Genomic DNA, 14,208 nt, shown 5'->3' with positions numbered 1-14,208 from the left:
GTATGCGGAAGATACTCGTCGTCGGAGCCGGCCAGTCCGGTCTCCAGCTCGCCCTCGGCCTCCAGTCGCACGGGTACGAGGTCACCCTGATGTCCAACCGGACCGCGGACGAGATCCGGTCCGGCCGCGTCATGTCGACGCAGTGCATGTTCCACACGGCGCTCCAGCACGAACGCGACCTCGGGCTCAACTTCTGGGAGTCCCAGGCGCCGAGGATCGAGGGGCTCGGCGTCTCCGTCGCGGCCCCCGGCTCGCACGACCCGGGCCCGACGCAGCGCGCGATCGACTGGGTGGGCAAGCTGGACGGCTTCGCCCAGTCCGTGGATCAGCGGGTGAAGATGGCCGGCTGGATGGAGACCTTCGCGCAGCGCGGCGGCCAGCTCGTCATCCACGGCGCCGCCGTCTCCGACCTGGACTACTTCTCCCGCACCTACGACCTGGTGCTGGTCTCCGCGGGCAAGGGCGAACTGGTGTCGATGTTCGGCCGCGACGCCTCCCGCTCCCCGTACAGCGAGCCGCAGCGCGCGCTGGCCGTGGCGTACGTGCACGGCCTGGGCCCGCGTCCGGAGCACCCCGACTTCGACGCGGTGCGCTGCAACCTCGTGCCCGGTGTCGGCGAGCTGTTCGTCATGCCCACCTACACCCTGTCCGGACGGGCCGACATCCTCTTCTGGGAGGGCATACCCGGCGGCCCGCTGGACGTCTTCAAGGGCGTCAAGGACCCGGCCGAGCACCTCTCCCTGACCCTCGAGCTCATGGAGCGGTTCACGCCCTGGGAGTACGCGCGCGCCACGAAGGTGGAGCTGACGGACGCGGGCGGCACCCTGGCCGGCCGCTACGCCCCCACCGTCCGCAACCCCGTCGGACGGCTGCCCGGCGGCGGCCTGGTCCTCGGCGTCGCGGACGTGGTCGTGGCCAACGACCCGATCACCGGCCAGGGCTCCAACTCCGCCTCCAAGTGCGCGGCCTCCTACCTCGCCTCGATCCTGGAGCACGGCGACGAGCCGTTCGACGAGGACTGGATGCGGCAGACCTTCGACCGCTACTGGCAGACGGCCCAGCACGTCACCAAGTGGACGAACGCCATGCTCGCCCCGCCGCCGGAGCACGTCCTGAACCTGATCGGCGCCGCCGGCGAGCTCCAGCCGGTCGCGAACCGCTTCGCGAACGGCTTCAACGACCCGGCCGACTTCGAGAACTTCTTCTACGACCCGAAGAAGGCCGAGGGCTACCTGATGGAGGTCTCGGGGGCCGCGGGCGCGTAGCCCCGGTCGGACCCCTCCGTGGCACCCTCGGGGAGCTCCGGCGGCGTGTAGCGCCGCAGGGGCTCCCCGCCCGGGTCCGGGCGCACCGCGCCGAGGACCGGGTTGGCCGCGATCGGGGAGACCTTGACCCGGGCCCCGGGGCGCGGCGCCTGCACCACCCTGCCGTCGCCCAGGTACAGCGCGACGTGCGTGGCTCCGGGGAAGTACACGACGAGGTCGCCGGGGCGCAGCTCGTCCAGGTGCACGCGCTCCAGGGTGTCCCACTGCTCCTGGCTGGTGCGCGGGATCGGCACGCCCGCGCGCTCCCACGCCCGCGAGGTCAGCCCCGAGCAGTCGTACGCCCCGGGCCCCTCGGCGCCCCATTCGTAGGGCTTGCCGATCTGTCCGACGGCGTACTCCAGGGCCTCGGCGCCGGCCCGCGTGGGCGTGCGCGCCGCCTCGCCCAGCGCGCCCGACGCCAGGAACCGCTCCTGCGCCTTCGCCGCCCCGGCCTCCTCCAGCTCGGCCAGTTCCGCGAGCCGCCCGGAGTCCAGCGAGGCGAGCGTCTCCTCCACCTCCCGCAGCCGGGCGCGGACCGTGTCGCGCTCCTTCCTGCGGCGCTCGGTGAGCTCCGCCCGCCTCTCCAGGGCGGCGTGGACGGCCCGGTCCAGGTCCTCGGCCCGCCGCTCACCGGCGGCCAGCCGCTTTACCGCCGCCGCCCGATCCCGCGCCAGCCGGCGGACCACGTGCCCCTGGTCGAGCGCGTGCTGCGGGTCGCGCGCCAGCAGCAGCCGTACGTAGGGGGAGATGCCGCCGCTGTCGCCCTGGTACTGCCGGCGGGCGAGTCGGCCCACCTCCGCGCGGCCGTCCTCCAGGGCCGCACGGGCCTGCGCCAGCCGTCCGCGCAGCCGTGCCGCCGCGACGCGCTGCTCCCGCAGCTCCTCCTCGGTCGCGTTGTACGCCTCGGTGGCCTCCTCGGTCTCCCGGTACAACCGCTGAAGGTCCGTCAGCAGCTCGGCCACGGACCGCCCGCCGGGCTCCGGCGCGGCCGTCGCCGGGGCCGGCGCCAGCAGCGTCGCGGCCGTCGCGGCCGCGCACACCCAGCGCGGCAGCCGTCCTGACATCGCGTCACCTCCCGTACGGCGGCGGCGCCTCCGCCCCGCACGGGAAGCATGGGACGGGTGCCCGGCCCCCGCGCGCCCGGTGGTCGGATCGGCCCAACGAGGTCACCCGTCGGCGGCACGCGGTTTCGACCAGGGCCACCGCGGCCCGCTCCGGCCCCGGCCGCCCTCGGGGTCGTAGGCGTACTTCCACCCGCGGTGCAGCCCGAGCCGGCCGGTGGCCGGCCGGGGCTCCCGGCGGTAGACGAGCACGGTCGGCGGCCCGCCGGCGGCGTCCGGCACCGGGACCCTGTAGGTCTTCGGCGGGTGCCCGGTGAGGCCGACCAGCACGGGCAGGACGCGCCCGTCCAGCGGGCCGCCCTCGAAGGGGGTGTCTTCGCTCTTCACGCGCCCAGTGTCACAGCAGGTGGGCGGCGTCGGCGACCACCGGCAGCACACGGCGGGCGAGCGAGGCGACCGGCCCGTCCGGCGTCTCCAGGGCGAGCGCGGAGCGCACCACGGCGGCGGTCTGCTCGTCGCGCCCGGCCGTCACCGCGAGGCCGGCCACGAAGTGGTCGACGAGCCCGTCGCGCAGCTCGTCCAGCGGCGGGCGCTTGTCCTGGTCGAGCCAGATCAGCGAGGCCGCCTCGACCGCGGTGATCCACATGCGCACGGTCATCAGCAGCCGCGGCCCCGGCTCCTCGACGTCCAGATGCCTCATGATGTGCTCGGCGGCCGCCCGCCGCACCCCGTCCACGATGGCCGTGGTCCGGGAGGTCTCCACCACGCTCCCGCCCTGCAGCAGCGCGCTGAACCCGGCGTCGTGCTCGCCGACGAAGGACAGGTAGCGGTCGAGGGCGCGGCCCAGCCGTTCGATGAGGGGTCCTTGCGGGGGCTCGGCGAAGCACCCCCGCAGCTCGTCCGCGGCGGAGCGCAGGGCCGCCTCGTACAGCTGCTGCTTGCCGCCGGGGAAGTACCGGTACACCAGCGGCCGGGACACCCCGGCGGCCTCCGCCACGTCGTCGAGCGAGACCTCCTCGGGCGCGCGGTGCGCGAAGAGGGTCAGCGCGGATTCGAGGAGCTGGCTGCGCCGCTCCTCGACGCTGAGCCGCCGGTAGGCGCGGGTGGGGGCGTCCGAGGTCATGCGGGCAGCGTAACGGGGGCCGGGAGCACGCCCCCGGCCCCGCCCCGTCCCGAAGACCTCCGGAACCCTGGTGACCAGGCGTTCTACGCCAGCAGACCCGACGAGCGCCACAGGGCGCGGCCGACCCCGCGCAGCACGCCGATGTCGTCGAGGAAGTCGGTCAGCCGCTTCGCCCCGGCCTGCATGATCTCCCGGCGGTGCCCGCTGGCCCTCACCTGCGCCACCGCCGCCCGCCGGTCCAGGCCGACGTTCGTGTAGACCTCGGGGTTGACGAACGCGACGGAGAAGACGCGGGCGAACTCGCCGGAGGTGACCCGGGTGAACTCCTGCGACCAGCGCGGGGCGGTCACCATCTGCCGCCGCAGCTCCTCGCGGGCGTAGCGCACGTGCCGCGCCTCCTCCACCACGTGGATGCGCGTGACCCCGCGGATCAGCGGCTGCACCCGCTCGTCCGGGAAGGTCAGGCGCTGCATCCAGTCCAGCACCTCCTCGCCCAGCAGCGTCGCCGTGAACGAGCCCGGCGTGGTGGAGACCGTCTTGAACACCCGGCCCAGCAGGTGGTGCGCCGGGGTCACCGGATAGTGCGGGGTGCCGCCCCGGCTGATCAGCCGGGCGAACATCTTCGAGTGGCGGCACTCGTCCTCGATCTCGGTGAGGGCGTAGCGCACGTGGGCGCTCGTCGCCGCCTTGTCGTAGATGTGCCGCACCAGCAGCTGCATCAGGATGATCTCGAACCAGATGCCGAGCGAGGCGAGCGCGGCCGCCTCGTGCGCGGAGAGCAGGACGCGCTGCTCCTCGCCCATCCGCCGCCACATCGGGGTGTCGTACAGGGAGACCAGCTCAGGGGGCCAGAACCACTTGCCCTCCTCGAAGGGCGCGTCCCAGTCCAGCTCCTCGTCCGGGTCGAAGGAGTGTCTGGCGGAGGAGGCGAGCAGCCGCTCGGCCACCTGCTCCCGGTCCTTGAGCAGGCCGAGCGCGTCGCGCAGCCCTTCCACCGCGTCGGCGTCCGTCACGGTCGTCATGGCTCTCCCCACCTCGTCGTACGGGCGTCCCGGGGCCGCCGCCCGCGGGTTACCGGCGGTCACCCTTTATGAGACTGCCTGTCAGCAAGGCCGTCAATCCCCTGGACGCGACTTGTCGCCCGGACGCCGCCGCGCAGGAACGGGGGGGCGGCGGCGCACCGCGGGACCGGAACCGGCCGCACTGGGAGGTCCGGGCGCGGTCGCGCTGCGGGTCCGACTCCGGTCACGCTGCGGGTCCGGTCCTGGTCGCACGGTGAGTGCGGACCCGCCCGCACCGCGGGTCCGGTACCGGTCGCACCGCGCGCGGTCGCGGTGCCGTGTCGCGGCCTCAGCGCCGCTCCGCCGCCTCCGAGTCGAGCACCGCCTCCATGACCGCCCTGGCGATCGGGGCCGCGTCCCCGCCGCCGCTGATGTCGCCCCGCTCCGCCGCCGCGTCCTCGACGACGACCGCGACGGCCACCGCCGGCTGCGGCGCGTCCTCGGCCTGCGCCCAGGAGACGAACCAGGCGTACGGCGTGCCGGAGTTGCCGACGCCGTGCTGGGCGGTGCCGGTCTTGCCGCCGACGACCGCCCCCTCGATCGCCGCGTTCCCGCCGGTGCCCTCCCGCACCACGCCCTCCATCAGCTCGCGCAGCCGCGCGGCCGTGGCCGGGGACATGGCCCGGCGCAGGGTCCGCCGCACGGTCGTCGACAAAGGGACGCCGTCCCGGGTGGCCACCCGCTCCACCAGGTACGGCGCGCGTACCATGCCGTCGTCGGCCACCGCCGCCGCGACCATCGCCATCTGCAGCGGCGTCGCCCGGGTGTCGAACTGGCCGATCGCGGACAGCGCGAGCTGCGCGCGGTCCGCCGGGGCGCCGAAGGTGCTCTCGGCGACGGGGAAGGGGACACGGAGCCCGGCGTCGTCGAAGCCGAAGCCGGCCGCCGTCCGCCGCAGCGCGGCCGCGCCCGTGTCGACGCCCAGCTTCGCGAAGACCGTGTTGCACGACCAGGTGAAGGCGTGGCGGAGCGAGGCGTCCGCGCACCCCTCGGTCTCGTTGGTCAGCCGCGTGGAGGTGCCGGGCAGCAGGTAGGGGTCCGGGGCCCCGGTCGGCCGGTCGAGGCCGGCCGCCGCGCCCGCGTCCAGCGCCGCCGCGGCCGTCACCACCTTGAACGTCGAGCCGGGCGGGTACGTCTGCCGCACCGCCCGGTTCAGCATCGGCCGGTCCGCGTCCGCGTTCAGCCGTGCCCAGGCCCGCTCGACGCCCGCGCCCGTGCCCGACAGCCGCGCCGGGTCGTACGACGGGGTGGACACCAGCGCCAGGATCCGCCCGGTCGACGGCTCGATCGCGGCCACCGCGCCCGTGCGGGCGCCGAGCCCCTCGTACGCCGCCCGCTGCGCGGCGGGGTCGAGGGTGGTGACGACGTCGCCGCCGGCCGGCCGGCTCCGCGTCAGGTCGCTCCACAGCGGGAGCGGGGCGAGCGCCGGGTCGGTGCCGGAGAGCACGCCGTCCTCCGCCCGCTCCAGCAGGCTCGTGCCGTACGTCTGCGAGGAGAAGCCGGTGACCGGCGCGTACAGCGGGCCGTCGGTGTACGTGCGCTCGTAGCGGTACCGCTCGCCGGTGTCCCGGGAGCCGGTGACGGGCCGGCCGCCGACGAGGATGTCGCCGCGCGGCAGGCCGTAGCGCGCGATGGCGCCGCGCCGGTCGGCGGGGTTCTCCCCGTACGCGCCGGCCCGCACCACCTGCACGCGGACGGCGTTGGCCAGCAGGGCGACCAGGAGCAGGGCGCACAGGACGCCCGCGCGGCGGATGTGACGGGTCACCGGGCCGGGACCCCGCCGTCCGGCCGTGCCGCCCCGTCCTCCAGGGGCACGGTGCCCGCCGCGGCCAGGACCGGGGCCCCGGCCCCGGTCCTGGCCCCGCTTCCGGGCTCGCGGCGCGCACGGTCGCTGAGCCGGACCAGCAGCGCCACGATGATCCAGTTGGTGACCACCGAGGAGCCGCCCTGCGCCAGGAACGGCATCGCCATGCCGGTCAGCGGGATCAGCCCCGTCACCCCGCCCGCGATCACGAACACCTGCAGGGCGACGATCGAGGACAGGCCCACCGCCAGCAGCCGCCCGAACGGGTCGCGCAGCGCGAGCCCCGTCCGGTAGCCGCAGTGCACCAGCAGCCCGTACAGCAGCAGGATCGCCGCCAGGCCCGCCAGGCCCAGCTCCTCCCCGGCCGTGGCCAGGACGAAGTCCGACTTGACGGCGAAGCCGATGAGGACGGAGTGGCCGAGCCCGAGCCCGGTGCCGAGCATCCCGCCCGCGGCGAACGAGAACAGCGACTGGGCGAGCTGGCCGGCCCCCTGGCCCGCCTCGACGGAGGCGAAGGGGTGCAGCCAGTCCTCGACGCGGCCGTGCACGTGCGGCTCCAGACGGCCCACGGCGACCGCGCCGGCCACCGCGAGCAGCAGCCCCGCAGCGATCCACCCGGTGCGGCCCGTGGCCACGTACAGCAGGACCACGAACAGCCCGAAGAACAGCAGCGACGTGCCGAGGTCGCGCTCCAGGACCAGCACGCCGACGCTCAGCAGCCAGACGGCGACGACCGGCCCGAGGACCCGCCCGGTGGGCAGCCGGAGCGGCCCGAGGCGCCGGCCGGTGCGCGCCAGGGCGTGCCGGCCGGCCGCGAGGTGCCCGGCGAAGAACAGCGCGAGCAGCACCTTGGCGAACTCGCCGGGCTGGATGGAGAACCCGGCGAACCTGATCCAGATGCGGGCGCCGTTCACCGCGGGGAAGAGCACCGGCAGCGCGAGCAGCACCAGCGCGGCCGCGCCGCAGACGTACGCGTGGCGGCGGAGCGTCCGGTGGTCGCGCAGCAGCACCACGGTCGCGACGAACAGGCCGATGCCCAGCGTCGACCAGACCAGCTGCGCGGGCGCGGCGCGGTCGCCCGGGGTCTCCAGGTCGAGCCGGTGGATCAGCACCAGGCCGAGGCCGTTGAGCAGCACGGCGATCGGCAGCAGCAGCGGGTCGGCGTGCGGGGCCCGCAGCCGCACCGCGAGGTGGGCCAGCAGCGCGAGCGCGCCGAGCCCGCCGCCGTAGCCGGCGGCGCCGGGCGGGACCGCGCCGCCGCGGGCCAGGCCCACGGCGCAGTAGCCGCACACGGACAGCAGCACGGCCAGCACGAGGAGGCTGAACTCGACGCCGCGGCGGCGGGGGAGCGGAGCGGGCGCGCCGGACGCCGCGGGCGCGCCGGACGCCGCGGGCGCGCCGGACGCCGCGGGGGCGCCGGACGCCGCGACGGCGCTGGACGTGGCGGGCGCGCCGGACACGGCGGGGACGCCGGACGCCGCGGGGGCGCTGGACGTGGCGGGCGCGGCGGGGGCGTGCGGGTCCGCGGCCGCGGCCGGACCGGGCCGTGCCGTGTCCGGGGCGCGGCAGGCGTCGTGCGTCATGAGCCGTCGCGCGGCCTCAGCACCACCGCGGCGCCCCGCCGGCGGGATCGGCGCGGCCGTCGCGGTCCCGGCCGTCGGCGGCGGTGGCGGAGACGGGGCCGGCGCTCCCGGGGGCGAGGACGAGGTCGCCGCAGGCGGCTGCTATGCCGACGCGTGCGAGAGCGGAACGCTGGGACATGGACTTTCCTCCGTGCTGGGGCAGAGCTCGACCAACCGCCACATTAGGAACGACTCGGGCCCGCCGCCCGTCACACTGCGCCATCGGGAGGGCGGCCCCCAGTGCCCCCGCGGCCCCCGCCGGACGGGTCGCGGGCAGCTCGCGGACGGGCCGCGGACGGGGTACGGACGGGTCATGGAAGGGCCGCGGAAGGGGCGCGGACGGGCCCGCCCCGGGCTACTCGGACAGCTCCTCCAGCAGCCGGGCCGTCGGCAGCCCGGTGCGCAGGTACGCCACGAACAGGGTGTTGTGCAGCGCCCACGGGGAACGGCGGGCCCGGATCAGGCGGATCGCGTCGTCGGGCGCGCGGCCCTCGTCGATCAGCGCGTGGGCGACGACCAGGCCGGAGCGGTTGTAGCCGTGGTAGCAGCGGACCAGGACCCGGCGCCCCGCCTCGCGCGCCTCCCGCGCGGTCCGCGCCAGCCGCATCACGCCCGCCAGCTGCGTCCCGTCCAGCGGCCCGTCCGGGATCGGCCACACATGGTGCTCCACCCCGTCGTCGGGCCCGTGCCCGGGCAGCCGCAGCAGGGTCAGCACGAGGTCGAACTCGTCGCGGACGACGGCGAACTCCAGGCCGCCGGCCGGCGCCGCGTACTCGTGCCCGCCCATCCATAGGCCCGGCACGATCTCGTTCCACGGATGGTCCGGAGCCGGTACGTCGGGTTGCTTCCTGCGGGTCCGCAACGGTGCCTCCCCCAACTCGTCCCAAAGGTAACCGTCTTCTTGCCCCTGGAGCACCCCTCCTGTTCCCATGGTCGTGAGGTGATGGTGCATGAGCGGACTGCGTGTCGTTCCGACCTGGCGCCACGGACGCGAGCGCCTCTACGTGTGCCGCACGGACGGCGCGAACGTCGCCTGGTACGACCGCGCCACCGCTCGTGTCAGCCTGCTCAGCGAGGACCGCCGCCAGGACGTCCTCGACGCCCTCGGCCCCTTCCTGACCGGCCCGGTCACGGTGGGACCGCCCCCCGTCCCGGGCCCCGCCGAACTGGCCCGGCTCACCCTCCACCCCGACGACGACCTCGCGCCCAACCGGCCCGGCGAGGCCCTGCACGTCGCGCTCGACCGCGACCCGGGCCCCGCGCACCGGCTGCGCCCCGACGCCCGCCGCCGCGCCCTCCAGGCGGAGCAGGCGGTGGGCGAGGCGCTGGACCGCCTGGAGGACGCGGGCTGGCACACGGTGCACTCCGTGCCGCTGCCCGGCGGCGACCGCATCCACCACCTGGCGATCGGCCCGGCGGGGCTGTTCGCGGTGCACGCGCTGTACGCCCGCAGGCAGCGCGTCCGCGTCACCGACCCCGTGGTCGCCGTCGGCCGCGGAGCCCCCCTTCCGCTGCTGCGGCGGGTCCGCGCCGACGCCGCCCGGGCCGCGTACGCGCTGACCGCCGAGGTCCGCCCGGTGCTGGCGCCGTACGGGCCCGCCGCCCTGTCGGTGACCGCCCCCCTGCGCGAGGTCCGCGTCCTGCCGGACACGGACCTCACCGGCCTGACCCGCGTGGGCGCCGTCCTCAAGCCGGCGGACGTCGAGGCCCTGCATGCGATGGCCCGCGACCGCCGCACCTGGCTGCGGGTCTGAGCCGGGCCGCGGACCCGAGGACGCCGGAGGACCGGACCGCGGACCCGAGGACGCCGGAGGACCGGCCCCGTACGGACGCCACCTCGTACGAGCGTCACCACGTACGGACGCCGTCCCGTACGGGCCTCAGGCCAGCGGCAGGAAGTACCGGCTCAGCGCCCAGGTGCCCAGCAGGCTCCCCTGCCGGTTGCCGACCACGTCCGAGGTGCGGAAGTGCAGGCCCTGCCAGACCCGGGCGTCGGTCACCTCCCGGTTGAACTCGGCGGCGGTCTCGTAGTGGCGGGTGGTGCCGGTGACGGCGGAGGACATCCGCAGATCGATCTCCCCGCCCGTCAGCCCGGTCAGCACGGCCGTGACCGCGCCGTCGAGGACGTTGTGCCCGCTCATGTACTCCGGGTACGGAGGCGTGTCGAGCATCGGCTGCCAGTCCTGGTCGGGCACGGTGGCCGGATTGCCGTCGGTGTCCGCGAGCCGGACCGCGGTGACCGGCCGCCAGAGGGCGTAGTGCAGCTTCGAGTCCGTCGCCATGACGTACACGTCGGCCCCGACGGTGTTGGCCGCGGCGAACAGCCGGGCGGAGTCCACGATGTCCAGCCCGTGGCGCTCGGCGTAGTCCCGCAGGGACCACTGGAACTGCACGGTCAGGTTGTCGGAGAAGAACCGCGCGGTCTCCGTCTGCCGGGCGTCGCGCCGGGAGCCGTGCTTCGCCCCGTACGCCTTCACCTCCTCGAAGTCCCGGGTGTACCGCTCCGAGTCCAGCGCGGGCGGCGGCCCGGGCCGGAACCGGTCGGGCGACTCCATCAGCATCGGCCGCATCCTCGCCGCCCAGGGGTTGAGGAACGGCGCGTGGTCGGGCGGCGTGGGCCGCCAGACGCCGGGTGCGGGCCGCCGGTCGTACGGCACGTCCGCGCCGCGCCCGTCGTTCTCGCGCAACGCGATGACGTGGTCCGCGGCCCGCCGCCCGAACGCCACGCCCTCGTCCTCGGCCCGCCCGTCCCGGACCTTGCCGAGCGAGGTCCTGAGCGCCGCGTCCACCCGCGCCTTCGAGCCGGGGAAGTACTCCAGCAGCACGCGGTGGGCGGCGGCCGCGGCGGCCGCCTCCGACGAGGCGCCGGCCGGCCCGCGCTCGTCCCACTTGTACGGGGCGTAGCGGCCCTCGATGCCGACGACGGCGTTGTAGACGGCCGCCGAGACGAAGCCCTGCCAGACGAACGGCTCGCCCGACGGGCGCTCGGCGTCCTTGTTGATCACGTCCACCGCCGTGGCGTTCCAGTCGGTGACCACCGCCGGGTCCGCGGTGGGCCGCACGGCGGTGGCGGCCCGGGCGGGGAGAAGGGCGGTGGTGCCGAGAGCGAGCACGGACAGACCGGCGACGACGGCCCGCCGGGCGGCGCCGTGCCGCATCGCCGGTGCTGTGCGCGGTGTCGCGTGCGGTGCTGTCTGCCCCTGTGCCATGAGGTGCCCCCCTTCGACGGGTTCGGTGCCCCTCAGCATGGCGCCGCGAGGCCCCCGGGCGCGGGGCGTGCGCCGGTCGTTCTGGGCGGCGTACCAGGGGTTCTCCCAGGAACGCCGCGCCCCGGACGGTCCTCCGCCTCCCGGCCCCCTCCGTCCGGCCCGGCACGCTCCCGCGCCCCTCCACCCTCCGTTCCGGTGATCGGCACCCTAGGATGTGAAAACGTATAAATAGGGATAATCAGGTCGAAAGGTGACGAACGTGCGATCCATCTGGAACGGCGCCCTCTCCTTCGGCCTGGTCAGCATCCCGGTCAAGGTCTTCAACGCCACCGAGAGCCACACCGTCCACTTCCGCCAGATCCACCTGGAGGACGGCGGCCCCATCCGCCACCGCAAGTTCTGCGAGCTGGAGGAGCGCGAGGTGAAGGCGGCGGAGATCGGCCGGGGCTACCAGGACGCGGACGGCACGGTCATCCCGCTCACGGACGAGGACCTGGCCGTCCTGCCGCTCTCGACCGCCCACACCATGGAGATCGTCTCGTTCGTCCCCGCCGACCGCATCGACCCGCTCCAGCTCGACGCCGCGTACTACCTGTCCGCCAACGGCGTGCTCGCCGCCAAGCCGTACACGCTGCTGCGCGAGGTGCTCAGGCGCGGCGACAAGGTCGCCGTCGCCAAGTTCGCGATGCGCGGCCGGGAGCGGCTGGCCATGCTCCGCGTCGTCGACGACGTGATCGTGCTGCACACCCTGCTGTGGCCGGACGAGATCCGCGCCCCCGAGGGCATCGCCCCCGACGCGCGCGTCACCGTCCGCGACCGTGAGCTCGACCTCGCGAACACCCTGGTCGACGCCCTCGGCGAGGTCGACCTCACCGACCTCCACGACGAGTACCGCGAGGCCGTCGAGGAACTGATCGCAGCGAAGGCCTCCGGCGAGCAGGTCCCTACGGCCCCCACCGAGGACGACTGCGCCGGCCGCCTGCTCGACCTCGTGTCGGCACTGGAGAGCAGCGTCCGGCGGGCACAGGAGGCGAGGGAGGGGGAGCGGCCGGTGCCGGAACCGTCCCGCACGCCCGCGGGGAGGACGGCGGCCTCCGGCACGAAGGCGCCCGCCGACGCCGGGGCGCCCGCCGACGTCGAGGCGCCCGCCGACGTCGGAACGCCTGCCGACGCCGAGGCGGCCTCCGATGCTGAGGCGGCCTCCGATGCTGAGGCGGCCTCTGACGCCGAGACGGCCTCCGGCGCGAAGACGAACGGACCCGCGGCGAAGAAGACGAGCCCGCGCGAGCGAGCGTCCTGAACACGGCCCGCTCCGGCCCAATCCGACCCGACCTGGCCGACCCGGCCGATCCGGCTGATTCTGTCGACGCGGCTGACCCGGCCGACCCGGTCCGCCGGGCACGCGCCCTCATCCCGGACACGCGCTCATCCGGACACGCGCTCATCCCGGATACGCGCTCATCCCAGCCGTACGGGAAGGCAGAGGTGCCCGTGGGAGATGAAGGACTCGACGGGCCGCAGCTCGTCCTCGGCCACCGCGAGCGTGAGACCGGGGAACCTCCCGAAGAGCGCGGACAGCGCCACGGCCGCCTCCAGCCGCGCCAGTGAGGCGCCGAGGCAGTAGTGCACACCGTGCCCGAAGGCGAGATGCTCCTTGTCGCCCCGGGTGACGTCGAAGACGTCGGCGTCGGGCCCGTACTTCTCCGGGTCCTGCCCCGCGGCGGCGTACGCGGCGAGGATGGCCTCGCCCTTGCCGATGGTCACCCCGGCCGGCCCGCCCAGCTCACCGAGGGGCAGGTCCTCCACGGCGTACCGCAGCGGCAGGTTGGCGACGGGCGCCCGCAGCCGCAGCGCCTCCTCGACGACGTCCTCCCACGAGGCGTGCCCGTCCCGTACGAGGGCGAGCTGCCCGGGGTGGGTCAGCAGCGCGTGGACGGCGTTGTCGATGAGGTTGACCGTGGTCTCGTGCCCGGCCCCGATCAGCACGACGAGCGTGTCGACCAGCTCCTCCTCGCTCAGCCGCGCACCGCTTCCGTCGTCGCGCGCGGCGATGAGCGCGGAGGTGAGGTCGTCGCCGGGAGCGGCCCGCTTGGCGGTGACGAGCCCGTCCATCGCGGTGTAGAGCCGGGCGTTGGCGGCGGCGGCCTCCTCGGGCGCGGCGGAGGTGCGGAAGAGCTCGTCCACGATGGCCCGGAACTCGCCCCTCCGCTCCTCGGGCACCCCCAGCAGCTCGCTGACGACCCGGACCGGCAGCGGGGAGCAGTACGCCGCCCGCAGATCGACGACGGCGCCCCCGCGCCCGGCGTCCTCGACGCCGTCGAGCAGTTCCTGGGCGATCCCCTCGATGTGGGGCCGCAGAGCCGCCATACGCCGTGCGGTGAAGGCCTTGGCGACGGGACTCCGCAGCCGCTTGTGCTCACTCCCGTACGCCGTGAGCATGCTGCGCAACGCCACGAAGACGTACAGCGGCCACTCCGGGGTGATCTCCCCGTTGATCCACCGCGTCCAGTGCTGCCGCGGATCCTTGGACACACGCGGATCGACGAGCAGCCGTTTCAGCAGGTCGTGACCGGTGACGGCCCAAGCGGGCACGCCACCGGGAAGCTCGACGCGGGCGAGGGGCCCGCGCGCCCGTATCCGCGCGGCCTCACCGAGGATGTCGCGCCCGGACGGATCGATGACGATGACGTCGTCGACGTCGCCGGTACCGGCGTGGTGACCGTCACCGGCAGAATGGCCGCCGCCGTCATGGTGACCACTGCCGGCAAGGTGACCATCACCGTCATGGTGGCTGTCACCGTCGTGGTGACCGCCGCCGGACCGGCCGTGGCCGGCGTCCCACGTCCCCCGCCGCTCGCACATGATGAGAGCCTTCCGGTTCCGGTGGACGAACCCCGGTACCCCTGCCACGCTACGCCCGGGCCCCCACCCCCGGAAGACGCACCGGCACGCGTCCCGTACCAGCCTGTGAGATGGCCGAATCCCTAGGGATTTCCGGTAAGTTGAACCGTCCACTTCCCGTTA

The 14,208-nt window shown here is 75.1% G+C and carries 14 protein-coding genes; 4 read left to right on the top strand and 10 right to left on the bottom strand.

What is annotated here, in order from left to right; genetic code table 11:
* Positions 1-2: 2 nt before the first annotated feature.
* Positions 3-1,265, top strand: a complete 1,263-nt coding sequence (locus tag IE271_RS03680) for a styrene monooxygenase/indole monooxygenase family protein (RefSeq protein ID WP_190188680.1) — start codon at positions 3-5, stop codon at positions 1,263-1,265.
* Here the strand turns inward: IE271_RS03680 and IE271_RS03675 are convergent.
* The 8 genes from IE271_RS03675 to IE271_RS03640 all read right to left on the bottom strand — a co-directional run bounded on the left by IE271_RS03675 (position 1,229) and on the right by IE271_RS03640 (position 8,837).
* Positions 1,229-2,368 (bottom strand): C40 family peptidase, encoded by a 1,140-nt coding sequence (locus tag IE271_RS03675; protein WP_190188679.1) that lies wholly within the window; start codon positions 2,366-2,368, stop codon positions 1,229-1,231. The two genes, IE271_RS03680 and IE271_RS03675, sit on opposite strands and share 37 nt — an antisense overlap.
* Before the next feature lie 102 nt (positions 2,369-2,470).
* The gene (locus IE271_RS03670) at positions 2,471-2,752 is read right to left on the bottom strand and encodes a DUF8847 domain-containing protein (protein WP_190188678.1); all 282 of its coding nucleotides are present in this window, start codon (positions 2,750-2,752) and stop codon (positions 2,471-2,473) included.
* Positions 2,753-2,762: 10 nt separating this feature from the next.
* On the bottom strand, positions 2,763-3,488 hold the full coding sequence (locus tag IE271_RS03665; protein WP_190188677.1) for a TetR/AcrR family transcriptional regulator: 726 nt from the start codon (positions 3,486-3,488) through the stop codon (positions 2,763-2,765).
* Between the two features lie 83 nt (positions 3,489-3,571).
* On the bottom strand, positions 3,572-4,510 hold the full coding sequence (locus IE271_RS03660; protein WP_190188676.1) for an AurF N-oxygenase family protein: 939 nt from the start codon (positions 4,508-4,510) through the stop codon (positions 3,572-3,574).
* 328 nt (positions 4,511-4,838) lie between these two features.
* On the bottom strand, positions 4,839-6,314 hold the full coding sequence (locus IE271_RS03655; RefSeq protein WP_190188675.1) for a penicillin-binding transpeptidase domain-containing protein: 1,476 nt from the start codon (positions 6,312-6,314) through the stop codon (positions 4,839-4,841).
* A complete protein-coding gene (locus tag IE271_RS03650; protein ID WP_229919110.1) occupies positions 6,311-7,936 on the bottom strand; it encodes an FtsW/RodA/SpoVE family cell cycle protein in 1,626 nt (541 codons plus the stop codon). Before IE271_RS03650 ends, IE271_RS03655 begins: the two co-directional genes overlap by 4 nt.
* Positions 7,937-7,952: 16 nt before the next feature.
* A complete protein-coding gene (locus IE271_RS03645; RefSeq protein WP_190188674.1) occupies positions 7,953-8,114 on the bottom strand; it encodes a hypothetical protein in 162 nt (53 codons plus the stop codon).
* Between the two features lie 216 nt (positions 8,115-8,330).
* A complete protein-coding gene (locus IE271_RS03640; protein ID WP_190188673.1) occupies positions 8,331-8,837 on the bottom strand; it encodes a protein-tyrosine phosphatase family protein in 507 nt (168 codons plus the stop codon).
* 88 nt (positions 8,838-8,925) lie between these two features.
* Here IE271_RS03640 and IE271_RS03635 point away from each other — a divergent pair, with 88 nt between their 5' ends.
* The gene (locus IE271_RS03635; RefSeq protein WP_190188672.1) at positions 8,926-9,729 is read left to right on the top strand and encodes a nuclease-related domain-containing protein; all 804 of its coding nucleotides are present in this window, start codon (positions 8,926-8,928) and stop codon (positions 9,727-9,729) included.
* 126 nt (positions 9,730-9,855) lie between these two features.
* Here the strand turns inward: IE271_RS03635 and IE271_RS03630 are convergent, their stop codons facing one another.
* On the bottom strand, positions 9,856-11,184 hold the full coding sequence (locus IE271_RS03630; protein WP_229919109.1) for a vanadium-dependent haloperoxidase: 1,329 nt from the start codon (positions 11,182-11,184) through the stop codon (positions 9,856-9,858).
* Positions 11,185-11,443: 259 nt separating this feature from the next.
* Between IE271_RS03630 and ku the strand changes: the two genes are divergently transcribed.
* Positions 11,444-12,484 carry a non-homologous end joining protein Ku gene (gene ku, locus IE271_RS03625; protein ID WP_190188671.1) on the top strand — a complete coding sequence of 347 codons (1,041 nt, stop codon included), beginning with the start codon at positions 11,444-11,446 and terminating at the stop codon, positions 12,482-12,484.
* A gap of 158 nt (positions 12,485-12,642) precedes the next feature.
* On the opposite strand, the gene IE271_RS03620 is transcribed toward ku, so the two are convergent.
* Positions 12,643-13,716, bottom strand: coding sequence for a cytochrome P450 family protein (locus tag IE271_RS03620; RefSeq protein WP_229919108.1), 1,074 nt, complete (start codon positions 13,714-13,716; stop codon positions 12,643-12,645).
* Between IE271_RS03620 and IE271_RS41640 the strand changes: the two genes are divergently transcribed.
* Complete coding sequence (locus tag IE271_RS41640) at positions 13,693-14,172, top strand: hypothetical protein (protein WP_229919107.1); 480 nt, start codon at positions 13,693-13,695, stop codon at positions 14,170-14,172. The genes IE271_RS03620 and IE271_RS41640 overlap by 24 nt on opposite strands.
* Positions 14,173-14,208 lie beyond the last annotated feature (36 nt).

It is taken from the genome of Streptomyces minutiscleroticus, assembly GCF_014650875.1.
Classification (GTDB): domain Bacteria; phylum Actinomycetota; class Actinomycetes; order Streptomycetales; family Streptomycetaceae; genus Streptomyces; species Streptomyces minutiscleroticus.
Note: the sequence above shows the minus strand (reverse complement) of the source record. Positions and strands in the feature narration are given on the sequence as shown.